Source organism: Methanosphaerula subterraneus, from assembly GCF_052055875.1.
GTDB lineage: Archaea > Halobacteriota > Methanomicrobia > Methanomicrobiales > Methanospirillaceae > Methanosphaerula > Methanosphaerula subterraneus.
This window is the reverse complement of sequence record NZ_CP170508.1, coordinates 565,541-589,128: the sequence shown is the minus strand read 5'-3', so window position 1 is coordinate 589,128 and position 23,588 is coordinate 565,541. Positions and strand designations below refer to the sequence as shown.

The following is a 23,588-nucleotide window of genomic DNA, read 5'->3' as shown; positions in this document are numbered from 1 at the left end:
TTTTCCCCGGAGCAATACAACTCGATCCATTTCGGTTCATCCCCACGCTTGTGGGGAACTCCTGAGCAAGCAGTTTTTCCGAACCACCGCGGACGGTTCATCCCCACGCTTGTGGGGAACTCTTACAGACTTGACAGGAGCGGTAAACCGCTCCCGGTTCATCCCCACGCTTGTGGGGAACTCTTACAGACTTGACAGGAGCGGTAAACCGCTCCCGGTTCATCCCCACGCTTGTGGGGAACTCTTACAGACTTGACAGGAGCGGTAAACCGCTCCCGGTTCATCCCCACGCTTGTGGGGAACTCAGGAGGTTGAGGAACTCAATCGACTGGGCTTACGGTTCATCCCCACGCTTGTGGGGAACTCATGCCCAGTTCAAGACGGCGGCCGCCGGGGATCGGTTCATCCCCACGCTTGTGGGGAACTCTAGGCCATTACCTACCCCCCTCAGATCCCCGTCGGTTCATCCCCACGCTTGTGGGGAACTCGGCAAACAGAAAGAGCAGTCAATGACATTCACCGGTTCATCCCCACGCTTGTGGGGAACTCGTGCGCTGACGAACTCGGAAGGGTGATTGAATCGGTTCATCCCCACGCTTGTGGGGAACTCGGTCACCCCTGGACCCGAAACTGTGGCGGCGGCGGTTCATCCCCACGCTTGTGGGGAACTCTTTGTGTGCCTTGTCATGCATCGTCTCGACTTCGGTTCATCCCCACGCTTGTGGGGAACTCTGATGTAGGCCGACTTCTTCTTTTCACTGATACGGTTCATCCCCACGCTTGTGGGGAACTCATTTTATCAGGCTGGGATTATCGGCGAGGCGACGGTTCATCCCCACGCTTGTGGGGAACTCGTCGACGATGCAGACGACTCGCTGGACGGGCTCGGTTCATCCCCACGCTTGTGGGGAACTCATCGGCCACCGAAGATGTAAGATTTTGTTGACCGGTTCATCCCCACGCTTGTGGGGAACTCGCACAGTATCAGGCGTCCCTCTCGAATGTCGACGGTTCATCCCCACGCTTGTGGGGAACTCAGCAAATCAATTTTGTCATCAGTTTCATCAGTCGGTTCATCCCCACGCTTGTGGGGAACTCCAGACCCATAGTTGACATATACGCATTTGCTACGGTTCATCCCCACGCTTGTGGGGAACTCACCAACCAGTTTTGATAACTCCCCGATGGAGACGGTTCATCCCCACGCTTGTGGGGAACTCCTCTGACCTGTGGAATGTGTCGAACTGTGCGCCGGTTCATCCCCACGCTTGTGGGGAACTCGGGGGCATCCTCCAGCATTGCGAGGTGGCCGGCGGTTCATCCCCACGCTTGTGGGGAACTCGAGATAAGGAGATCGCGAGCCTGAATTTATTACGGTTCATCCCCACGCTTGTGGGGAACTCGAGATAAGGAGATCGCGAGCCTGAATTTATTACGGTTCATCCCCACGCTTGTGGGGAACTCTTGCATAGCCGCTGCAGCGTTATCATCGGCTACGGTTCATCCCCACGCTTGTGGGGAACTCTTCCCGGCGGTGGTGGTCTTTGCATAGGCCTTCGGTTCATCCCCACGCTTGTGGGGAACTCGCGACAATTTTCTCCCACGCCCACCGCTCCGCCGGTTCATCCCCACGCTTGTGGGGAACTCAACATCGTTAAGCAGTGTCCATGCAGCAGTTGCGGTTCATCCCCACGCTTGTGGGGAACTCAGTGTAACAGGGGATCGAGCGCAAACATATACCGGTTCATCCCCACGCTTGTGGGGAACTCGATACGAGCATGGCGAAGTGCTGCACCACGTTCGGTTCATCCCCACGCTTGTGGGGAACTCCAGTTCGTCGATACAGTTTTCAGGCTCGATCGCGGTTCATCCCCACGCTTGTGGGGAACTCGTCAGAGCCGGCACAACGGTCCCGGCGGGAATCGGTTCATCCCCACGCTTGTGGGGAACTCTACAGAGATTGAACATCTCCAACTGCGACTTTCGGTTCATCCCCACGCTTGTGGGGAACTCGGTCCTGATGCAACACCATTGGTGCCGTTTACCGGTTCATCCCCACGCTTGTGGGGAACTCATATATCCTCAGATCCCGTATACGAAGCCAATCGGTTCATCCCCACGCTTGTGGGGAACTCGGCAACCGGGACCGCAGAAGCCCTCCTGGCTACGGTTCATCCCCACGCTTGTGGGGAACTCTCTGCCCCGCTCTTCATGCCTGCTCTCATGTACGGTTCATCCCCACGCTTGTGGGGAACTCGCCACCGGCCTAACAAACGTTGCAGCAACGCTCGGTTCATCCCCACGCTTGTGGGGAACTCGAATATTGAACATAGAGGTCTCGCTCTACCAACGGTTCATCCCCACGCTTGTGGGGAACTCCATTTCCTTCTGTTATCAAACTGGGATCACCACGGTTCATCCCCACGCTTGTGGGGAACTCGGCCCAATCCTGGCCTAGATGATTATGGATTGCGGTTCATCCCCACGCTTGTGGGGAACTCTCAGCCCGCCGCTCTTCGAGGGCTTTGAGTCGCGGTTCATCCCCACGCTTGTGGGGAACTCCTGGGGATGGCTGTCGGCAGGGTAGGCTCTGACGGTTCATCCCCACGCTTGTGGGGAACTCTTGATGCAGTTAAGCGTGATATATATTGGGAACGGTTCATCCCCACGCTTGTGGGGAACTCGCCGCACCGGGGGCAGGTGACCATAGATTTAGCGGTTCATCCCCACGCTTGTGGGGAACTCTCTTCTCATTATATACTGAAAAGGGGAATCTCAGTTCCTTCCTACCGGTGCCGGCTGCGATCGGCTGCCGATAGACTTTGGGATACCATGGTTCTTTGTCATGATCAGGTTCTGATCAGATTTCATCTGATCATATTCTATCAGGATATGCATCCAGATAAATCTCCTTATTCATCTCTATCTACGGCCTGTGCCAAAAAAGAGACCAGTTTCAGCCCGTCGCACTCGATAGGAATCCGCCGGTTCGGCCCGACGGTGGCAAAGTCGAACCCCGACTCATTGTTCGTGCTCCAGGCCATTACAGCATTTCCATCCTCGACGCTTTCATAGACCTGGTCCCAGATCATATCCCTGACCTTCACCGAGAAGTCCCCGACGTAGACTCCGGTATGCACCTCCAGGAGCCACACCGCGAGTCTCCCCCGCAACCGCGGAGGGACATTCTCAACCACGATGACCAGCATCGCCCAACCCCTTCTCCACTGGGATCGCAGGTTTTACCGCTTCGGTTGGAGCCAGTGGAACCGCGATGCCCCCGGCTGCAAGCACCTCTTCGATCATGGGAATGATCCTTTTCAGGAGCCGTGTCTCACGAAACACATCCCGGCATCCAAGACGAACAGAACGTTCCAAATCGTATGGATTTCCCTTTGCAATCCTGAATGCTACTGGCACCACTGTTTCAAATTTGAAGAGATCAGCAATATCATACACAAAGGATAGAGGTTTTCCAGAATGAATGAAACCGATCGCTGGAGCGTATCCCGCGGCAAGCACAGCCGCTTCTGTAATTCCATACAGACATGCAGTTGCTGCTGAGAGACACCTGTTTGCAATATCGCCACTTCCCCAATCTGTAGGGTTGTACTCACGCCGGCTCCACTTGACGCCATACTGTCGGGCAAACTGTGCGTACATCTCCCGCACCCGTGCCCCTTCCATACCACGAAGTTGTTCGACCGAATAGTTGGATGGAACTGCACCTTTGAACCGAATATCATACATTTTCTGAACCACACGGAGTCTTGCTTCGTCATCGAGTGCAAGCCTCGCCTGGTAGAGTAACCTATCGGAGCGGGCCCCGCCAGGTTGTCCGGCTGCATAAAGGCGGACCCCTCCTTCCCCGATCCAGACCAGAAGGCAACCGACTCGTGCCGCCAGAACCACAGCGGCATGAGAGACTCGGGTTCCTGGTTCAAGAAGAAGACAGGCGATCGCACCAACTGGAATCTGTGTTCGGATCCCTTTACAGTCAACCAGCACAAAGGCCCCATCAATTACATCCAGTTCACCCTTCTCCAGGAAGAGCATCGAGACTCGTTCCTTTATTGTAATCGGCCGGAGGGATGGAAGCATTGTTCATAACACCCGTAGTGGCTTGATCATCATCATCCCACATCCGAATCCTTTCGCCGGGCCTATCCCATAAAACAGGGCATTGGTAAATTTTTCCGGATGTGTAACTGTTAGTATACCGGAGAAGTCTATTGTGCTGAAGGAAATTGGTCGCTGGGCAGATGGTTTCCAGAATGAATGAGTCTGATATGCATCGGTATGTATCTCTTCCGCATCGATAGCGAAACCATGCATAGCTCCTTTCTCTGCAAGCCATGTCGTACCTGCTTGATGAACAATCTCCTGAACTTCCGGGCGTTCGTTAACTGGAAGGTTTTTGTAGTCCATCCTGACCTTGGCATCCATTACGACATCATGACGAATGATCCGCTCTTTCTTTTCAGGTCCGTCATTGACGGATCGTTTTTTGACAGGATTCGCACGGAGCATAAAGGAAAAACGCTGCCCTTCGTGAATTTTCGGCGCATAAAGTTTTGGTTCGTCGATCTCCCAGACACCTGAAAAACCAACAGGCTCCCGGGATGAGACACAAAGAAAACCGGGAAGACCCTTCATTACATCATATCTGAATATGAAGTCCCGTTTCCGCTCATAGTCATCTGCGAAGAATCGCCAGATCATCTCGTGGGTTGGATATGTCCCCTGATCAAGTTGTTCCCAGAAATCTCGAGACTCCGTGGCCTCGGGCCTTAACCGAATTCTGCTGAAAAACATCATTCCCCTCAGTTATTCGAAAACCGTACACTCGACTCCATGCGATTCCGATATTGCCAGCGTTTTCTACTCAACAGCATATCATGCTGTTTTGCAAGAATTGGTCTCTCCTTAAATCCTTCCATTTCCCCATCGCCTTCCCAGAAAATCCAAACCGGATTAACAAATCTCAATAACGGTGCAATAATTCGATCACTTTTAAAGTGAGTTTTTTCAAACAGTTCTTTTAGATCATCTGCTTTGAGGATCTGCGGCTCAAGCGGAAGTGCAAGAGGACATGATTTTCGCCCTAGACTGAGAGGAAAATGTGGTGAAAGAAGGGCCTTGCGGATCGTATCCAGTGAAAATAACGACTCATCTGAATTGACCCAAAGAACCACTGTATAGACAGCATCAGTACGATAATCCCGGTTAGTCAGCATGGGGTTGACCCGTTTTTCATCTGCAGTTTCGACCTCATCCTTTCGCGTCTGGAAATCCGGTTTTTTAAAGATCAACGCAGTATGGAAATCCCGAACAACTCCCCCGCTAGCATCGACCCGTACCGCAAAACGGTACTGTAAATGAAGTTGTTCGTGTATCTCCTCCTCATTCCGTTCGATCCCCAGTGCTGCGGCAACTAATCCCATGACGGCCGATTTGGTCGGGTGATCAAGAGTTCCCCTATCCTCTCCCGCTGCAATTCCTCCCCACGAAGCCATGGGTCCATAGAGCCGGAAGACCAGGTAATCACGGGACATTCTGACCAGCGGAATTTGGTGAACTCTTCACCAGTTCAAGGATTTCAGCAAGGCTGCCAGTCCCTTTATCCACATTGAAGGATCGTGATTCTATGTACCCCTGGCCATAGATCTTGTTCAGCTTTTCTCGCATATCTTCGAGTGCAGCAACCGTCGCTCCCATAAAACCGCCAAACTCGTCCTGCTTCTCGGGGGACAAAAAGACTCGTGGAGAGAGAAATGCTGCTGAAAGGGAGCGGGGTTGTTGTGGACCACGTTCGGCAAGGAGATATTGTGCGCTTGCACGTGAAGCGAATGATGCCTGCTTTCCTGTCGGTGAAACCTGCGTCATGGTCTTAACCAGGGCTTCAAGAGCGTGATCGGTGAGTTCTTCCTTTCCTTTCAGGTTTTTGAGCAGGCCATCGCGGTCGACACAGACATACAGGTAGAACACCCCTGCACCGAACTCAGTGATGTTCAGATGGGCGGCTCCAGATTGATCGTCCCGGTTGAGGTCATCAACTGCGGTGAAATAATCATCTTCAACCGCAGCCTCGTGGACCGTGATTGCATGAGCGACCTGGACGGCGGCTTCTGCATTCCATGATGGAGCGTTCGCGAGCATTCTGCCGAACATTGCGATATCTACAGAGTAGAGATCAGAGAGCAATTCTTTCAACTGATCTATTGTTGGATCGTTGTCCTTCTCCTGACGAAGGGTTGAAAGGAGTTGATCGATTTTGCTTATCTCAGATGGTGCGATGAATACGATCTGTTGCGAACCAAGCGATGCTTCTTTGATATTTGATTTCTTTGACGCTCTTCCCTTTTTCTTTGGTGGTTCACTACTTTCGCTGGCGTCTGATTGTTCCTCTTTCTTTTTATCGAGATTGTCAACAAATGCCTCTGCAATCCTTGCAGCCCAGCGAGTTGCCTTCTCCTTTGGAATCGGCTCTGCAATTTGAATCGCCTCTTCTTCAGAATAGAGAAGATCATAGAGAGAGAGCCCGTTCAGAAGAGCATACTGTACACGCTCACCAAGGCCACGTGTCCTTTTCCCCAGCGGGCTCATGACTTCCTGCTGAAAGAGTTGAGACGTACGCCAGGCCCTTTTAAGACTCTGGGATGATATACGCAGTCGTTCACTCATACCCATCGTTGCCATTTTCGGGCGTCCCAGTTCATCGCGGTTCAAATTCGACGGCGGATAGGAGATTAACATATGAAATTGGATAAAATCAGTCATAGAAATACCTCATTATAGAAAACCTCAAATTATTCTTGCTTTTTCTCTGGTATGTTTGCGTAATAGTCATACGCCCAACCAATTTTGATCTGGTCATTCCAGTTGGCGATTGAATAAGCTAGATCGGGGGCATTTCCCTCCCGCTCTAACTCCCGGATCGCACGAACGAGTGGAGCGTATAATAAGATCGGTTGAGTAATTGCCATCAATCGACGAAACCTCAGATCGTGCAATCGGGGCCGATCACCACCAACTTCCTTTGGTGATGCCATTCGGGTTGAACAGTTGACCAAATCATCACCCCTGTCAAGATGTGCGAGAACGCCTGCAATCAGAGCTAACCGTTCACGATCATTTCCGAATCCGGGATCGAGTCTTTCAAGATCCTGACGGAAACGATGGAAGGTTGGGAGCATACCCACTTCGGTACAGGTCCGACACCGCCGTAATAGTGCCCGATCGGTTCTTGTAAACCTTCTGTCCGAATCTTCCATATGTTCATTCAACCTGTCTATCCAATCGATGAGATACTCATTGACATCGGAATCACTGAATCCTCTTGTTTTTCTCTGCATCATATCATGTCCATCACGTGTCATGCTCACCCTTTGTGCCTTTATCTGGTTCTTTCTCCTGGACATTCAAACTCAAATGTGTCTGGATTGACGGGTTGTAGATCGAGATCTCTTTGCGTAATGCATGCCTGGCGAGTGCGATCCGTTGCGGGTCAGTGATTCCAATCATATTCGTCTGTGCATAACGGTCAAAGAGGAATTCAGCACTCTTAAAAAGTGTCTGAACCCAGCGTCGTTTGATTATCTCCGGTGTTTCCGGGGTAGATGCAAGAGTATCCGGGAGACTTCCTAAAATCGAATAGAAATCATGTTCACTTACCTGCCAGAATTCATTATCAATGGCTGGCAGGGCATCCTGAAGCAAAGATTGAATCTGGTCTGGATTAAGGAATTTTTTTACCTTTCCTTTACCCTTTGAACCTTTCTTTCTCGGGAAATGTTCTTTTGCCTTATTGAGTGCCTCGTTCAGGTCTGCGTCGTACCATGCACGAATGATACATTTCTTTAATGAGGTTAAACTCAAACTTGCAACCTGAATCATCCCTTCTACAGTGATTTCAAACTCTTTATTCACCGAAGAATCGACAGGAATGAGTGGCATCTCTCCTTCGTAATAACATCGTGCTTTTGCGTTCTCCAATTGATATCCAAAAACCTTGAGTCGTGTTGGATGCTGAAGAAAGAGTTTCTTATCTTCTCTCTGGAGATTTCTGATCTGAGAGACAACCCGTGCCGGCTCAATCAACCTCTTATCATAAGATCTGTCGTTCTGAACGAGTCCGAGCCATCGCCGATATGCAATCCAGCTAGGGGCCATTGGAATTGGATCCGGTACTGGTTCAGGCATATCCTTCTTTTTCTCATAAGCATGGGGGGAGAGGGGGTGGTGCCAGACGCCGCTATACCCTATACCATAAGGGAGGGTAAGAAACTTGGAAATCAGAGATGAGCACTTTGTCCCACAGAGATCACACTCTCCGGATTGCTCGCGATCAATAATTAGGTGGATCCTCAGTGGCATCGGCCAATACATCTGGAGCAGATCGACATCACCTGGGTTAGTGATAAGGATTTTTTTCTTTCCTCCATCTTCATCAGAGATTTGGGGATCCGTCAGCCAGGGGAAGATTCCGACGAGATCTGTTCGATCTGAATGTTGATTGCCACGAAATGACGATTTTGTCATGATATTGAACCAGACCGTTTCCCAGAGGGTGTTCCCGGTTACGATTGAGGTGATTGGGCCACCATGACGAAGAGTTGATACATGACCCCGACCGAATCCTGATGTTGAGATTTGAAGGGTATGCAATGCCTGAGCCGAGCATATCGGACAGATCTTCTTGATCTTTCCGAATTTTAAAAAGAGATCACGGCCCTCTGACGCACCATCTATAAATAATTTATAAATATCCCAATAATTGTCTGGCTTCAGGTTTTTCTGATGCTGAAGATTGTGTTCCTGCATAAACCGTGAACCATCGCCATCGAGTACGAAGGCTTCCGCTACCGTCTCAAATGCGCTCTTGAGATCCTCTGGAGGTGGAGGTTCCTCCAGAAGATCGATCCACTCCTCTTCATCAGCGGGAGGCATGGTCGTCTGAACGAGACCGATCAAAAACTGAATCAGACCCCCATTAAAGTCTGGTCGGACGGCATCAAGGGAGACTATTGGATCTGAATCAAATGCATCGGTGATCTCCCACGGGGCGATGAAAGAACCTGAAGCCCCACTTTTTCTAGTCACTCGGATCCAGGGATTTTGAATGAGATTGAACAACTGATCATCTTCTGATGATGGAAGATCTATTGCAATATTATTATAATCTTCTGCTTTTACTTTTCTCTGTCTTTTAGAATAACAAGTCCTCTTGAGAATGGGTAGTAATATATTGGTACCTGGGTTCCGTCCTCTTTTTCTCCAAATCCAACCCACAAGTCCTTCGATTCTTCTTTGAGCGGAATAACTATGCACCAGCGACCTCTGTCTGGCATGTGCATCTTTGCCCTTTCAATGGACTCGGTCTCACTATGAAGGGATTTTACAATATCTCCTTTAGGGACATTCACGTCGCTCATAATCCAAGCGTTCTCATCAGAATCTGACCAGGGCACAATCCCATCATCAACCCATTTCGCCAATCTTAATGTGATCGTCTCTTCCCCAAGTCGAGTGGGGATATTTGTTTCGTTACCCCAGAGAGAGGGTCCATTATTTTTGTAATATCCCTCGTCGAAGTTCAGGCTGTTGAATCGAGCAATCTGAGAACGAGAACGCTCTATTCCTTCTTCAGCAACATCGGCATCCCAAAGTGCAGGTGGAGTGATTATATTTTTTCGGTTTTCGTCATAGACATCCTCAATCAGATCCCGTGCCTCTTCTGGGATTCTGAGAGCTCCATAATTCTGCAAAACACATGCCGTTCTCCACAGTGTTACATTTTTCTTATAGACATATGCCCCTCTGGGGAACATCCGAGAATACCAGAATTTATCCGGATCGTCAATGATTTCGGGTGTCAGAACGACTAAAACGGGGGCTGACCGACCGGGCCATCGTTCCGAATGCCGGTGAAGCCGGCCGGCCCGCTGAATGATCAGATCAATGGGAGCGAGATCTGTGATCATATGATCGAAGTCAAGATCTAACGATTGCTCAACAACCTGGGTAGCGATTACGATTTGACCCCTGCGCTTATCAGCCGTCCCTTTAGGGCCGAATGTAGTGGTCACCTTCTCCTCGATCCTTAACCGATCCTCCATTGCAAATCGAGCATGGAAGAGAGTGATTCGATCAGGTCCGAAGAGTTTGACAAGTTTATCATACGTGTCTATCGCATCGGTGACAGTATTCTTGATGACACAGACACATTCATCCTTCGCAACTCCATCCTGGACCAATGCATCGACATCGGAGAGTGAATGAATCAGGTGAATGCCGATCTCGCGATGGCAATCCAGCCTGGTGGATATTTCTATCTCTTCTGGCTTATCTCTTCCACGAATATGTGTGACAAGAGGAAAGTCTTCTTTCTTTTCTAAAGACCTCTTGGTCTGTGTGAGTTCTTCGCTTCTGTCGATCTGCTCTGAGTCATTGATACTATCCAAGGATCTCTGCTGTTCATACTCTGTCATACCCTCATAGAATTTTTCGACAAGACGGGATCGAGAATTATAGGGTAATGTGGCCGAGAGCAGGATTGCACTTCCTCCAAGAGCGGCATGAAATTTTAAAAGAACTTCAAGAAGGCCGTTCATATATGCATCATAAGCATGAACCTCGTCAACGATCAGAATACTCCGTGAGAGCCCCAGGAGTCTGAGTGATTGATACCTTTTTGGAAGAATCGCCATCAGGGCTTGGTCAAGTGTACCCACCCCAATGGATCCAAGAAGTGCCTTCTTTCGATTATCTCCAAGCCATGCTGAGCAGTAAGCCGATGCCGTCTCTAATTCGCCTTCTGGTGAAATATCTGATTTCTGATTTTCGAAACCAAGTGACTGACGAAACTCCTTTATTTGGTTTCGGGATCCATGGGCAAGGATCAGGGTAGGGCGTTCTCCCTCGGCGAAAAGTTTCGTATATGCCTCCCTCAACCGTATATATATGGCGTTTGTCGTCGCCATCGTCGGCAGGGCAAAGTAAATTCCTTCTCCTTCTCCTTTCTGAAGTAATCGATGTGCAAGTACCAGGGCCGCTTCCGTCTTTCCACTCCCGGTCGACTCTTCCATGATATAGAGATGAGGTCCAGAAGAGATATCGGCTGTCTCTGCATATCTCTGAAGATCCGAAGGAGTATTAATTCCAAAAAGTTGTCGCATACCTCCAATGGATGAAGGAATCGAAGGAAGAAGTCCTGTCTCTTTGATCGCAATTTCCGCTTTTTTTAGAGCGTAATCCCAGTATTCCGTAAGAGAGATCTTATCTGAACAGTATGGAAAATAGATGGTATTGGATCCAATCCAGTCGGACACAACAACAAGCCCGGCAAAGAGCCATGAGTATTTCTGAATCTGTTTGTTCAGATTTTTGCTGAATGGTATGATGTCATCACGGCCCTGCCCACAAATGACTGGGATACAATCATTCATGAAGGCAGTTGCAGCCTGAATGTCAGAGTGATCGAAATACTTGTCAAGGTTCGTATAATCATTGTCTAACTGGGGCGGACTCCCATGATGCCCTGTGGTTGCACTGGCGAAATATCTAAAACCATTGTGCCATTTCCTCTGACTAGAACCGGTATCCAGATTCAATAAATTTTTGTTCCAAATCTCATCCCAGAGGACATTACAATATAGATGGTAACCGAGAACAGGATGGTACTGTTTTTGAAGCCGCGTCGGTTTTTTGCTCTGAAGACAGATGATAAGTTCCTCGTTGAGAGACTGAAAGTGATGGGAAAATTTTCCGATATCATGGATTGCAAGGTAGAATGTTAATATCCTGAGCAAATGCTCACGTTGAATTGATATACTGTTCGTAAAAATATCACATAATCGTCTATCATATTCGAGCATTTTCAGCCCCACCGCTGCCACATCGAGGCAGTGGTACACGAGAAGGTGATAGCCGGCCCCCTTCTGTGGTTCACCCTCCCTCCGCGTCTTTCCCCAGTAGGAATAATACTGGTCAGATCCGGTCTCCATCGCACGCCTTCATAACAGGACTGAGAACGGCGGCATATGAAGGTCTTTCGATCTGGTTCGCTGCAACCAGGAAGATCCGTCAAAATGGAAAGATTCGATGCATGAGTAATACACCATCACACCGTACCCACCGTATCCTTCACCCGTCGCCGCCATTCACCCACCCCCCGCCGGCCCCTCGATACGTGCAGGTTTCGCTGCAACACCGACCATGCCCGAGAGAAGACCGCCCGGGCCGGCGAGGGTTTTTATTGTACCGGCATACATATCCGGCCATGAACGAACCGGATGCACCCAGGACCGCACCGCCTGAAAAATCCCCGCATACCCACACCGAAGATATGAAGATCACGGTGAGGAAGAACGGGCCGTATCACGTGAGCGGCGGCGTCCCCCTCAGGACCGTGGAGATCGGCTACGATGACGAGGGCGCCTGTCGGACCTGGAACGAGACGAAGACCTATCCGCTCCGGCAGCAGCAGTACTCTCTCTGCCGGTGCGGGCTCTCGAAGGAGAAGCCATTCTGCGATGGGAGCCACGCACCGAACCACTTTGTCGGGACCGAGGTCGGCGACCGAAAACCGTTCCAGAAAGGAGCCCGCATCACCCCGGGTCCGGTCCTGACGCTCGCCGACAACGAGCACCTCTGCGCCCACGCCGGGTTCTGCCAGCGGGCCGGCGGAATCGGAAACCTCGCCGCCTCCCCGGACCCCGGAGACCGGGAGATCGCCGTCGAAGAGGCCGGCGACTGCCCGTCGGGACGGCTGGTCGTCTCAGACACGGCGACCGGGAAGGCGATCGAGCCGGACCTGGAGAAGTCCATCGCCGTCATCGAGGACCCGGCGAAGGGGATAGACGGGCCGCTCTGGGTCCAGGGCGGCATCCCGGTGATCGGTGTCGACGGCAGGGCGTACGAGGTCCGGAACCGGGTCACGCTCTGCCGGTGCGGGAGGTCGAAGAACAAACCGTTCTGCGACGGGAGCCACCTCGAGGAGTGAGCGCCGGTGATGGCGGGATGAACGCGACGGTCGAGCGGGACGAGCCGGCGCCATGTTCTGCTGCCGGGTCGAGGCCGGAAAAAAGAGACGGCAGGGGTTCCGCGTCAGTCCCTACAGTCCGTTGAAGAGGATGACGATATCATTGAAATCGACCTGGCCGTTCCCGTTGAAGTCGAAGCCTTCGACCGGCTCGTGATCGCTGATCCAGTCCATCTGGGTGAAGAAGAGGGCCACGTCGGCAAAGTCTCTCTGACCGTTGCCGTCGACGTCGTCGTACTGCCCGTCACCCCTGGTGTCGGTCGGGAGGCCGGCACCGCCGGGGACGAGGATCACCGGGGTCGCCCCCACTCTCGCGAAGATCTCGACACGGTTGTTGTCGAAATCAGCGACGTAGATCTTCCCTGCGCCGTCGACGGTGATACCCAGGGGCCATTGGAACTGTCCGTCACCGGTGCCCCGGGTTCCCCATGCTGTGACAAAAGTGCCGGTCGAGGTGAACTTCTGGACCCGCCTGCTGTTGGGGTCGACGACGTAGACATCACCCGCACTGTCCACCGTGATCTCAAACGGATACATGAACTGTCCGTCCCCGTGGCCCCGGCTGCCCCACTTCGTGACGAATGTCCCGTTCGATGTGAACTTCTGGACACGGTTGTTGTTATAGTCGACGACGTAGACGTTCTCCGTGCCGTCCACCGCGATGCCGTAGGGCCAGTTGAACTGGCCGTCCCCAGAGCCGTAACCGCCCCACTCCATGACGAAGGTCCCGTCCGATGTGAACTTCTGGACCCGGTTGTTGTAGGTATCGGTGACATAGACATTGTCCGCACCGTCGACCGCAATGCCCCGGGGACCGTCGAACTGCCCGTCGCCGCTGCCGTAGGTCCCCCAGGTCGCCAGGAAGGTTCCATTCGACGTGAACTTCTGGACGCGTTGATTTCTGGCGTCGGCGACGTAGACGTTCTCCGAGCTGTCGACCGCGATCCCACGGGGAATGTAGAACTGTCCGTCTCCCGAGCCCAACGATCCCCATTTCGCGACGAACGTCCCGTCAGGCGCGAACTTCTGGACCCGGTGGTTGCCGGTATCGGTGACATAGACGTTGCCGGCGCTGTCGTGTGCAAGCCCGTAGGGGTACTTGCATTGTCCGTCTTTCGGGTCCGCGTCGCCCCATCCCGCGATGAATTTGCCCGCCGTATCGAACGTCTGGACCCGGTTGTTCTCCGTATCTGCGACGTAGGCATGGCCGGCGCTATCGATCGCGATCCCATAGGGAGAGCAGAACTGGCCGTCGCCGGAACCCAACGATCCCCATCCCGCGACGAACGTTCCGTTCGAGGTGAACGTCCGGACCCGGTGGTTGCCCTGATCGGTGACGTAGACGGTGCCAGCGCCGTTGACCGCGATCCCTGACGGACCGTTGAATTGTCCGTCCCCGGCGTCGGAGGTCCCCCACGTCATGACGAACGTCCCGTCAGGCGTGAACTTCTGGACCCGGTTGTTGCCCTGGTCAACGACATGGACGCTGCCCGTGCTGTCGACCGCGATGCCCGTGGGAAACGAGAACTGTCCGTTTCCGGAGCCGGAACCGCCCCAATCAGGACCGTCCCCGCCCCACTTTGTGATGAACGTCCCGTCCGATGTGAAGGTCTGGACCCGGTTGTTGTACGAATCGACGACATAGACGGTGCCGGCACCGTCGACCGCGATCCCCTCGGGATTGCTGAACTCCCCGTCCCCAGCACCATCGGTCCCCCACTTCGCGAGGAACATGCCGACCGGATTGAACTTCTGGACCCGGTTGTTGCCGGTATCGGTGACGTAGACGTTCCCTGCGCCGTCGACCGCGATGCCCGTGGGATAGTCGAACTGCCCGTCCTCGGATCCACGACCACTGTATCCAGGACCGTCTCCGCCCCATTTCGTGATGAAGGTGCCGGTCGACGTGAACATCTGGATCCGGTTGTTGTACGTATCGGCGACGTAGACGATCTCCGTGCCGTCGACCGCAATGCCGCTCGGGGAACTGAACAGGCTCTCCGGAACAGCGAGTCCCCACGTTCCCGTGAAGGCATACGTTTCGTTGACAGGGCCGGCCTGGACACTGCTACAGAGGAGCAGGGCACAGAAGATATACAGGATAGAAGAAGATTTCATTGAGAACCACCAGGATAATCTTGAATTACCCTGTGTCAGGATAACCCTTGTCTTTTCGATCTCCCCGGTGGAACCTGGCCGGTTGTCGATCTTCACCAGCGATCGCCTCTCTGTCACCGTGAAAGGTGACATCGAGGTACTGACGAAGAGCAACGGTTTTTGAAATGTCCTTGAGACGGCGTGACCCGGACGGTCTGGTCCGGGCCGGCGGGTCGACGAGCAGGAGGATCTGGGTGTCGAGGAGTTCGGCCCATCGGCCGTGCATCAGGTGGCGGATGGTCCAGGTTTTCCCACATTCACTTTAATTCTGGAGTAAATAGGTGAACTCTTAAATATCATCCGGCATGATCCATTGATGAGGACTTATGGTGTGCAATGGAAGGGATGGCGATCTGCTCGCGCTGCTCACGGAGTCGCACGCGTTGAACGCACGGGTCTTCTCGCTCCTCCGCCTCCAACTGCTCCAGGGGCTCGCGGAACTCGGCCCGGACGGCGCGACGTATCGGGAGTTGAAGGCCGCGATCGAGGTGAGCGATGGCACGCTCTTCGCAAACCTGAACGCCCTGATCGCGATGGGCTACATCGAAAGCGAGAAGGTCATGGTGGAGAAGAAGGAACTGGAGTCGTACCACATCACGCCGGCCGGGAGCGAGGAGTGGAAGCAGGTGCGGGACTGGCTCTGCCGGTTCTGTGCGTTCGGAGGTGACGCCCATGCTGAATCGTGACAGGGTCATCGAGAGTTTCCATCAGCTCGGGTTCGCTCCCCGGGTGGGCGAGTTCGAGGACCGGATCCTGATCCAGAAGAGCGTCCTGCTCCTGCAGTTGAAGGGGCTGCGGACGGGGTATCCCTATCGTCTGTATATCCGTGGCCCGTACTGCGAAGAACTGAATCGGGAGGTGTTCGCTCATCGTGCCGAGTTCGAGTCGCCGGTGAGCCGGGGCACGCTCGACGAGAAGGAGCAGGCGATCGTCGCCGCGTTCGGTGAGACCTTCGATCTCCGGCCGAACCAGGTCGAGGTGGCCGGGACGTACGCGTTCTTTGTCAGCTGCGCCGGCCTCGACCACATTGAAGCCAGTCGCCGGACCCGGAAACTGAAATCGTTCATTCCTGCGGCGCAGCAGGCCGTGGCGATCGCAAGAGCAAAACGGTTTCTCTATCCTCCGACGGACGAGGAGACCCGGGAGATGAAGGAGGAGTTCGCACTCTGGGAGCGTGCGTCACTGGCCTTTACGGGGCGGGACCACGAGTAGACGCGGGGAGATCTGGCTCGTCGATCTCCTCGACGGCAAGGGGCACGAGCAGCAGGGAAGACGGCCGGCGATCATCGTTGGTGAGGCGAACGGCCTCGTCATCGCTATCCCTCTGACCACCAACCTGCGCCTCGTCTCTTTCGATTCAACGATGTATATTGAGCCGGATCGAAGAAATCGGTTGACCCAGCCGAGTGTCGCGATGATCTTTCAGATCATGTCACTGGATGATCGACGGTTCATTCACAGGATCGGAGTTGTCGAGGGAGAGCAGTATGAGGCTCTTGGAGCACTCATTCTTGAGCTGCTGGGTCTGTAAGGAAGTCTGTCACGTTCATCCATGCGTGCCTCCGGGGTGCAAGGTCGACGCCGGCATGGAGGTGATGGAGGCCGAGGTGCCGGCGTTTATAATTGTGTTGTGGGTGTGGATGCCGTTGCTATGGGGTAGGGATCCCCTTTATCGTCGTTGAAGAGGTGCGGCCGACGATCAGGAGGCTACAGAGTTTAGAGACTGATGAGAAACAGGGGGGTCCGCTGGAGAGAGTGTATATTTTCGCAGGATGCCTTCAAGGCTTCTTTGTATATGTTATCTCTACTATCTCCTGTGCTTCATGAATGGCATTTTCAGCCACATTGAGATTGATACCATATATCGGCGCCTCGTAATCGCCTTTTTTTTCGCCAATTGCGCAACCGCGTGAGTTTTTCTGCAATCCGTCCTAACTGAACGTCACCGTGTTCTCTCATAAAGTTCCGCAAATTTGTATGATCCATCCCACTTCTCTCTGGACAGTAATCAAACGTGTCCATTGCATAGTCAAGAGCAATGCGGAAGGCAGCATAATAGGACCGGCTGATGGCGCATCTGTACGCGGCCTCATCCGGAATGGCACTGTCCTGTTTTTTTGTTTCCTGCACAAGGAACCGGGCGATATCAATGAACTGTTCCCAGGAGAAGATCGTCTGCATTATATCCCGACGGGTTGAAAATCGGTAGTGATCAGGAGCCAGCCGGACTCTCCTTGCAGGGATGGCCGGACCTGATCGCTCACCCTCTCGATGCGATCAAGCAGGTCGTCCGTGTAGTTATTCTGCCGCACCGTCAGCATGAGGTACTCATCATGCCCCTCGGGGTCGTGGTAGACCTCCAGCGAGAAGGATCCCTCCCCGGCGAACTCCTCATCTGTAAGATGACACGCGAAGAGGAGCGGCATGTAAAGCCCGGGATATCGCTGCAGATATCCAACCACCTCTCCGCCCTTCAACAGGTGAATCCCCAGGTACTCACAGAGCCCGAGGAGCGACGGCTCGATCATCGAAACGAGACTTCCGGTTGCATCCAGTTGATCAAAGGAGGATCTCGATGACTCGGAGAGATACGAGTGACTCTCGATCGAGGTTCTACCGAAGATCAGATCATAGAGCCATTCCACGAAGGATGAAGGATAATAACTCAATCCGTCCGAGTCCAAACGAGGAGGCATTGTCTTGAACGGCGCCATTGCTGAAGTGTACATCATATCAGACCTCTCCGTTGAAGAGTTGTTCGAGTCTCTCGGTGATGCAGTTCTTGAAGATATCCTTGATGGCGCTGTGCGCCTCCTCGAGCCAGACCATAGCCCCAGCAGGAGGGATCCCCTGCCGCTTTCTGAGGAAGTAGTCGGTGGTCAGTAAGAAGGTGCTATAGCCCTCCCTTTCTGCCACAGCCCGGGTCAACTGGAGCCGGCAGAGGTCTCGTTGCCCGGCACACGGAAGATCGACACCCACCAGGAAGTTCACAAATGACTCCGGTTTATATCCCTCAATGACCGGTCTGAACTTGAAGTATTCTGTGAGGTCGATTTCGGTCCCCGGGATCTCGATCTTGTCGACATAGAGTAAGCCGATCCGGTCGATCCCTTTGATCTCGGTCGCTTCAGAAAGGACTTTGTAGATCTGTTCAATGATCGGCCGGAACTTTTCCCAGGACGGATACGGCTTCAAACAATGGATTGAGACGATCCGCTCTCCGAATTGTATGAACATCCGTCGGTCCTGGGTCAGAAAGACGGGTCGTTCCCTCTTGCCGTTCTTCGATTGGGAATTATCTTGAGTGACTGTGAATTCGAATTGGCGCTCTACAATCCGGTCACGTTCAGGAAAGGTCTCTTGAACGGCCTTGTGAAAACGATCTGCAAGGGTGTCGTTCCACTCTGTCTTCGAAGAGAAACGAAATTCACAGACCACCTCAACGACTGGCGGAGAACTATACTGGGCCATGATCACAAGTTCTTATACAATTGGATGTATTCGGTTCTAAAGACTCGCACTCGGATATGAGTATTCATAGTATATGGATACACCGATCTCGCTGTGATTCGGCTCTTTATTCCATTCTCCCGGTTCTGCGTGCACATTATTTTCCTTCGCCTGCGATGATGATCCGCTGATAGTTCTCCACCGGGATCGTCCGCAAGACTCGGATGGACCCTGTTCCTGATGAACGAGAGGGTCGGTACGAGAAGTTTGAACAGGGCCGGGTCATTGTCCGGCGATCTCTGTCAGGTCGCACCAGGAAGACCCCGGTCTCTCATTCGGATCTATCGACGGCCGGGTTCATGATCATCCCCTCTTCTGACTGACGAGCCGGCCCGGTTGTATGGCACTGCGGGAGCAGGTCCATGAACCGCCGGCGATGAGGTCTGTACAGTCTCTTCTCGTCCGGGGTTTTATCCGGAATTCGAGCCATCGATGATCTATAAAAATCTGTAAATGTTACAACAATTTACAGGTTTGGATAGGTGCCGGCCGGCAGGCGGATGATCAGATCTCCCGGGTGATCTCCCGTATCCCGCCTTTCATCACGTCAAAGACCCGCCAGCCATGGCAGGAGACCGAGAGCCAGAACTGGTACGAACTGTGGAACCCCTGAGGGGCGGGGAGTCCGTGGAGGGTCTGCATCTCCTCTCTGTACTGATCTGCGATCGCATGAAGCGACGGCGGCCTCCGCCGGGTCTGCCTGATCAGGACCATGACCAGCTCCTCGGGCGACCAGGCCAGCAGGTCGGGGGGGGTGCCGCCGGGCCGGGACCTGACCACCTGGTACCCCTGCTGCCGGAACCAGGCGGCGACGGCGGACGCCACCCCCTGCCCGGCCCTGGTGGCCGGCACGCCGTGTCGTTCCCCGGCATACCTCCCCAGCCGGGCGTGTCCTCTAATATAATGTTCGCCGTTCGTCTCTGATGAACCGGGGAGTGCCGGAGTCCGGTGCTCTTCGTCGAGTTCAGCGGTCATCGGTTCACCCCGGTACCGGGCCGCTCCGGGTGGTTCCCGGCCCTGGTCTCTGCCGGCGATCGTGATCTTCCCGGCGGAGATGCCGGCTCCATCCGGGGCGCAATTGGTGATCTGACTGGTATGCGTCATAGATGCTCTTCAGCAGGAAATTACTTAATGGGCGGACCGTGCAGGGTGAAAGTGATATGCATGTCCCGGGCCGGCGGGGTTGGGATTACTCTGAAGAGTAATAGAAGATTTCTTTTTTCCAATACGACGAAACCAACGATCCTAAGTTCCATGAAATTGTAACACATCTCTTTGATTGTCCTTCCTCCTGAGTCCCAGAAATTCTCATCTCCGTGTCACCTTTGAACTCCTCTTTTCTACACAGACCGAAGGGGATATCGATAACGTTCGGACGGGGAACAGATGACCTTCAATATACTCCGAGCGATGGTCAGAGGTGGAGACGATGATTGAGGTCACGTACCTCTTCCCGAACCTCTCGTCCCTTCGGCAGCGGGGCGGGCTCTCTTCCCGCCTGGACACTGCTCAATCGCTGGGGTGCGGGTACCTCGAGGTGCCGGCAGATTTCGTGAAGAACAGAACCGAGGTGGCGAAGACCGGGCTGGCCATGGGCTCGTTCCTGACACGCGGTGCAATCGCGGCCCTCTACGACGCAGAGTCAGGGCCGGCTCCGCTCCCGTACATTCTCCACACCGAGCCGTCGATCCCGCGGACCGACGGGTACGGCATGCGGTCCCAGGCGCCGCTCTGCTGGTATGACCGGGCGTGGACGGAGGCTCTCGTTGAGATGACGGTCGGGGTGGCCGAACGGCTGAACGCACCGCCGGCGATCGTGGAGATTCACCCGGGGGATGCCCGGAACCGGGACGACGATCTGGTCAGAGCGATGATCGCGATCCGGGCCGCGTTCGAGGACCGGTTCGGGGTGATGCCGGCCGTCCTGCTTGAGAACAGGACCGGCCAGTTCATCCGGGACGGCGCTTCGATCGCCCGGTTCTGGGAGCACCTGCTCTCTGCTGCGCCTGAACTGGTGGGGGACTGCGGCATCGTGCTCGACGTGCAGCAACTCTTCACGGTGACGAGAGGGCAGTTGATGAGGAACCTCGTTGAGATCCCGCCGGACGCACTCAAGGCATTCCACATCCATGCACTGCACCGGGCGCCGGCGATGGATAACCCGATCCCCTGGGATGAGGTCTTTGCCGTGATTCGCCGGCTGGACCACCCTGTGCTGATCAACCCCGAGGTGCATCATCTCGTGCAGGTCGGGCCGACGATACAGTTCTGCCGCGAGATGCTGGGTGATGAGTGTGATGTGGGTGGGAAAGGGCCGGCGTCGAGGAGGATGGTCGTGCCGGTTGGGGACTGTCGGGATCGAATCACCCTGGCCGGCGTCCTGGACGGAGACCCGGAGAGTGCCGGCCGCTAAGATCACTGGTTGAAGAATCATCTCCACCGATGTGATAGCGAATCCCTAGTCTCGCTCAACGGCCATGACCGCCGGGACCATCATGATGATGTCCGCCAGGGCACAGGTACGAGTGATCGATTGCTGTCTACATGATCGGGATGATCGGCGGGCCGGCAGGTGGAGGTTTCAGTCTGTTCCTTATTATTAGCGGGGGCGTTTCCTACCGATGTACGGGGTTGGCAAATAGTGGATATCTACTGTCTAAACACCCGAGGCGTGAAATCGTATCCATAACCCTGATTTCCTCCCCCTTCTACGAAAATCGACTGGAAACCATAACCTCCATTCCGATCACCTTAAATCTTCAATGACCAAATTTCCTTCATAAGATACGTACAATAATTCTTGTAATGTCACTCGAATCATTATCAATAAGTCACATGGTGTAATTTCATGACACAGATCCCAATCTCTTCCCCCCAACCCTTTATTCTGCAAGATGGCTATCTCCTTGACTATATTTCAGGCGAGCCAATCAAAGACTCAACGAAAGAACAAGTCCGGCAAAGAATTGTCCGGGTGCTATTTCACGAGTACGGTATTTCAGTCCAAGATATGGCCCGGGATTTCCCCGTTCGGGTTGACGGAAGAAAAAAGAAGATCGATCTGGCAATCTTCGGTCCAGACCTTCCACACCTTGAGGAGAATATTCACCGGATCGTGGTCTGCCAAAAAGAGCCCACCAATGGGAGCCGGAGCACTTTTACTATCCGCGATCACGAGCAGGCGCAGAACGACGTCGCGCAACTTCAAGACAGCATGACAGCCCTGGAGCATTGCCGCTGGGGTCTCTGGACAAATGGTATTGAGTTCTTCTTCTTCGAGAAGGAGACAAATCGATTCTCAGTTGATTTCCGGCCAATTGGAGACTGGCCTTTTGGCGATGAGACGATGGGAACTCAGGAGATGTATTCGGCTGCACATCTGCGCCGGGCTGATCCAGAGATGCTAAAGGTCGCTTTCCGGCGCTGTCATAATTTCATCCATGGGAATGAGGGGATGCCGAAGGATGCAGCATTCTGGCAATTTCTCTATCTGATCTTCGCCAAGATGTACGACGAGCGGCAAAAAACCTGGGATCTCCGACGGTTCTGGGCTGGTCCGACCGAACAGTTCGATGAAGCCGGCCGGATAGCCATTCGTGGCCGCATCATGCCGCTCTTTGAGGATGTGAAGAAGGCCTATCCAACAATTTTCAGTGGAAAAGAGGAGATCACGCTCTCGGACAGGGCGCTCGCTTTTATGGTCTCGGAACTGGCCCGATATGACCTGACTCGAACGGATATGGATGCCAAGGGGGCCGCCTATCAAGAGATCGTTGGGACGAATCTCCGGGGGGATCGTGGGCAGTTCTTCACGCCAAGGGGGGTGATCAAGTTGATGGTTGAGATGCTCGACCCAACGCCAGGGAATCGAATTCTCGATCCTGCCTGTGGGACTGGGGGGTTCCTAACAGCGACTGTGGATCATCTCTATCATCGACTCAACGACGAGACTGATCATGAGATCGGAAACGGAGATCGAGATCCCATAGTCCGAGAGCGGCTCAGTACAGTCGTTGGAGAATCACTGCACGGGGCCGACTTCGACCCGTTCCTCGTCCGGGCAGCACAGATGAACATTCTGATGGCAGCGAACACCGAGATCCCCCTATTTCACATGAACTCACTCGAGTTTCCAGAGGGCTCACTTGCCGGCGTTGCCCCGGCGTGCGAACGAATCCCACTAGGCTCGATGGATGTGGTAATGACCAACCCTCCATTTGGAAGCGATATCCCAATCACGGATCCTCAAATCCTGTTTCAATATGAATTGGCGAGGATTTGGGAGCGGATGGGCGATGGGTCGTTCCGGAATTCAGGTCGTCTTCAGACGAGTGTCGCGCCCGAGATCCTCTTTATTGAGCGGTGCCTTCGCTGGCTCCGCCCTGGGGGTAAGATGGGGATTGTCCTGCCGAATGGCATCCTCGGAAATGCAGGTGACGAGTACATCCGATCATGGATTCTTTCACAGGCATGGGTGCTCGCCTCGGTCGAGATCCCGGTCGAGGTCTTCATTGTCGAGGCGAACGTCAACATCTTAACGAGCCTTCTCTTCTTAAAGAAGAAGACTGAGCAGGAGCAACAGCGGGAAGACCTGGCTGGCAGGCTTGATTATCCAGTCTTTCTCGCCGTGGCCGAAATGGCTGGAATCGACCGTCGAGGAAATATTCTCTATAAACGCGGCCCTGATGGCGTGGAACTAGTACAGCAGGTGAGGGAGGAGGAGACTATAACCCTCGGTGGAAAACGAGTGGTCCGAACATTGACACGGATGGACCGGATCGTGGACGACGATCTTCCCCGAATCGCCGAGGCGTACCATCAGTTCAGAAGCGAGCACCCGGAGCCTGGGATATGAAGACTAGGACAATCCCGTCTTCGT

General features: G+C 53.6%; 21 protein-coding genes and 1 CRISPR repeat array (1 of these 22 cut by a window edge). Of the genes, 6 read left to right on the top strand and 15 right to left on the bottom strand.

What is annotated here, in order from left to right:
• Positions 1–2,745: a CRISPR direct-repeat array (repeat unit 29 nt; unit sequence CGGTTCATCCCCACGCTTGTGGGGAACTC); it reaches 395 nt to the left of the window's first position.
• A gap of 167 nt (positions 2,746–2,912) precedes the next feature.
• From cas2e to cas3, 8 genes are read right to left on the bottom strand one after another with little or no spacing between them, the layout of a single operon-like run.
• On the bottom strand, positions 2,913–3,209 hold the full coding sequence (gene cas2e / locus ACFKSJ_RS02690) for a type I-E CRISPR-associated endoribonuclease Cas2e (RefSeq protein ID WP_440950732.1): 297 nt from the start codon (positions 3,207–3,209) through the stop codon (positions 2,913–2,915).
• Positions 3,190–4,101, bottom strand: coding sequence for a type I-E CRISPR-associated endonuclease Cas1e (gene cas1e, locus ACFKSJ_RS02685; RefSeq protein ID WP_440950731.1), 912 nt, complete (start codon positions 4,099–4,101; stop codon positions 3,190–3,192). Before cas1e ends, cas2e begins: the two co-directional genes overlap by 20 nt.
• A gap of 3 nt (positions 4,102–4,104) precedes the next feature.
• A complete protein-coding gene (gene cas6e / locus ACFKSJ_RS02680) occupies positions 4,105–4,815 on the bottom strand; it encodes a type I-E CRISPR-associated protein Cas6/Cse3/CasE (RefSeq protein ID WP_440950730.1) in 711 nt (236 codons plus the stop codon).
• A gap of 8 nt (positions 4,816–4,823) precedes the next feature.
• Complete coding sequence (gene cas5e, locus ACFKSJ_RS02675; protein WP_440950729.1) at positions 4,824–5,555, bottom strand: type I-E CRISPR-associated protein Cas5/CasD; 732 nt, start codon at positions 5,553–5,555, stop codon at positions 4,824–4,826.
• Positions 5,545–6,780, bottom strand: a complete 1,236-nt coding sequence (gene cas7e, locus ACFKSJ_RS02670; protein WP_440950728.1) for a type I-E CRISPR-associated protein Cas7/Cse4/CasC — start codon at positions 6,778–6,780, stop codon at positions 5,545–5,547. Before cas7e ends, cas5e begins: the two co-directional genes overlap by 11 nt.
• A gap of 29 nt (positions 6,781–6,809) precedes the next feature.
• The gene (gene casB / locus ACFKSJ_RS02665) at positions 6,810–7,379 is read right to left on the bottom strand and encodes a type I-E CRISPR-associated protein Cse2/CasB (protein ID WP_440950727.1); all 570 of its coding nucleotides are present in this window, start codon (positions 7,377–7,379) and stop codon (positions 6,810–6,812) included.
• Positions 7,369–9,135, bottom strand: a complete 1,767-nt coding sequence (gene casA, locus ACFKSJ_RS02660; protein WP_440950726.1) for a type I-E CRISPR-associated protein Cse1/CasA — start codon at positions 9,133–9,135, stop codon at positions 7,369–7,371. Before casA ends, casB begins: the two co-directional genes overlap by 11 nt.
• Positions 9,136–9,191: 56 nt before the next feature.
• Positions 9,192–12,005 carry a CRISPR-associated helicase Cas3' gene (cas3, locus tag ACFKSJ_RS02655; RefSeq protein WP_440950725.1) on the bottom strand — a complete coding sequence of 938 codons (2,814 nt, stop codon included), beginning with the start codon at positions 12,003–12,005 and terminating at the stop codon, positions 9,192–9,194.
• 275 nt (positions 12,006–12,280) lie between these two features.
• Between cas3 and ACFKSJ_RS02650 the strand changes: the two genes are divergently transcribed.
• Positions 12,281–13,003, top strand: a complete 723-nt coding sequence (locus ACFKSJ_RS02650) for a CDGSH iron-sulfur domain-containing protein (RefSeq protein WP_440950724.1) — start codon at positions 12,281–12,283, stop codon at positions 13,001–13,003.
• Positions 13,004–13,114: 111 nt separating this feature from the next.
• Here the strand turns inward: ACFKSJ_RS02650 and ACFKSJ_RS02645 are convergent, their stop codons facing one another.
• Entirely contained in the window at positions 13,115–15,160 is a 2,046-nt protein-coding gene (locus tag ACFKSJ_RS02645; RefSeq protein WP_440950723.1) for a 6-bladed beta-propeller, read from the bottom strand.
• A gap of 25 nt (positions 15,161–15,185) precedes the next feature.
• The gene (locus tag ACFKSJ_RS02640) at positions 15,186–15,425 is read right to left on the bottom strand and encodes a hypothetical protein (RefSeq protein ID WP_440950722.1); all 240 of its coding nucleotides are present in this window, start codon (positions 15,423–15,425) and stop codon (positions 15,186–15,188) included.
• A 100-nt stretch (positions 15,426–15,525) separates the two neighbouring features.
• Between ACFKSJ_RS02640 and ACFKSJ_RS02635 the strand changes: the two genes are divergently transcribed.
• The 3 genes from ACFKSJ_RS02635 to ACFKSJ_RS02625 are packed head-to-tail and all read left to right on the top strand — an operon-like array spanning position 15,526 to position 16,730.
• Positions 15,526–15,885, top strand: a complete 360-nt coding sequence (locus ACFKSJ_RS02635; RefSeq protein WP_440950721.1) for a transcriptional regulator — start codon at positions 15,526–15,528, stop codon at positions 15,883–15,885.
• Positions 15,872–16,411, top strand: coding sequence for a hypothetical protein (locus ACFKSJ_RS02630; protein WP_440950720.1), 540 nt, complete (start codon positions 15,872–15,874; stop codon positions 16,409–16,411). Before ACFKSJ_RS02635 ends, ACFKSJ_RS02630 begins: the two co-directional genes overlap by 14 nt.
• A complete protein-coding gene (locus ACFKSJ_RS02625) occupies positions 16,374–16,730 on the top strand; it encodes a type II toxin-antitoxin system PemK/MazF family toxin (RefSeq protein ID WP_440950719.1) in 357 nt (118 codons plus the stop codon). The genes ACFKSJ_RS02630 and ACFKSJ_RS02625 overlap by 38 nt, the downstream gene beginning before the upstream one ends.
• Before the next feature lie 305 nt (positions 16,731–17,035).
• Here ACFKSJ_RS02625 and ACFKSJ_RS02620 read toward each other — a convergent pair whose 3' ends face one another.
• The 5 genes from ACFKSJ_RS02620 to ACFKSJ_RS02600 form a co-directional block, all read right to left on the bottom strand.
• Complete coding sequence (locus ACFKSJ_RS02620) at positions 17,036–17,380, bottom strand: hypothetical protein (RefSeq protein ID WP_440950718.1); 345 nt, start codon at positions 17,378–17,380, stop codon at positions 17,036–17,038.
• Positions 17,380–17,928 carry a hypothetical protein gene (locus tag ACFKSJ_RS02615; protein ID WP_440950717.1) on the bottom strand — a complete coding sequence of 183 codons (549 nt, stop codon included), beginning with the start codon at positions 17,926–17,928 and terminating at the stop codon, positions 17,380–17,382. Before ACFKSJ_RS02615 ends, ACFKSJ_RS02620 begins: the two co-directional genes overlap by 1 nt.
• 4 nt (positions 17,929–17,932) lie before the next feature.
• Positions 17,933–18,670 (bottom strand): TIGR04255 family protein, encoded by a 738-nt coding sequence (locus tag ACFKSJ_RS02610; RefSeq protein WP_440950716.1) that lies wholly within the window; start codon positions 18,668–18,670, stop codon positions 17,933–17,935.
• 310 nt (positions 18,671–18,980) lie between these two features.
• The gene (locus tag ACFKSJ_RS02605) at positions 18,981–19,139 is read right to left on the bottom strand and encodes a hypothetical protein (RefSeq protein ID WP_440950715.1); all 159 of its coding nucleotides are present in this window, start codon (positions 19,137–19,139) and stop codon (positions 18,981–18,983) included.
• Between the two features lie 74 nt (positions 19,140–19,213).
• A complete protein-coding gene (locus ACFKSJ_RS02600) occupies positions 19,214–19,813 on the bottom strand; it encodes a hypothetical protein (RefSeq protein WP_440950714.1) in 600 nt (199 codons plus the stop codon).
• A 325-nt stretch (positions 19,814–20,138) separates the two neighbouring features.
• On the opposite strand from ACFKSJ_RS02600, the gene ACFKSJ_RS02595 reads away from it, so the two are divergent.
• A complete protein-coding gene (locus ACFKSJ_RS02595; protein WP_440950713.1) occupies positions 20,139–21,122 on the top strand; it encodes a hypothetical protein in 984 nt (327 codons plus the stop codon).
• Between the two features lie 435 nt (positions 21,123–21,557).
• Entirely contained in the window at positions 21,558–23,564 is a 2,007-nt protein-coding gene (mads2, locus tag ACFKSJ_RS02590; protein ID WP_440950712.1) for a methylation-associated defense system DNA methyltransferase MAD2, read from the top strand.
• Positions 23,565–23,588: the final 24 nt, after the last annotated feature.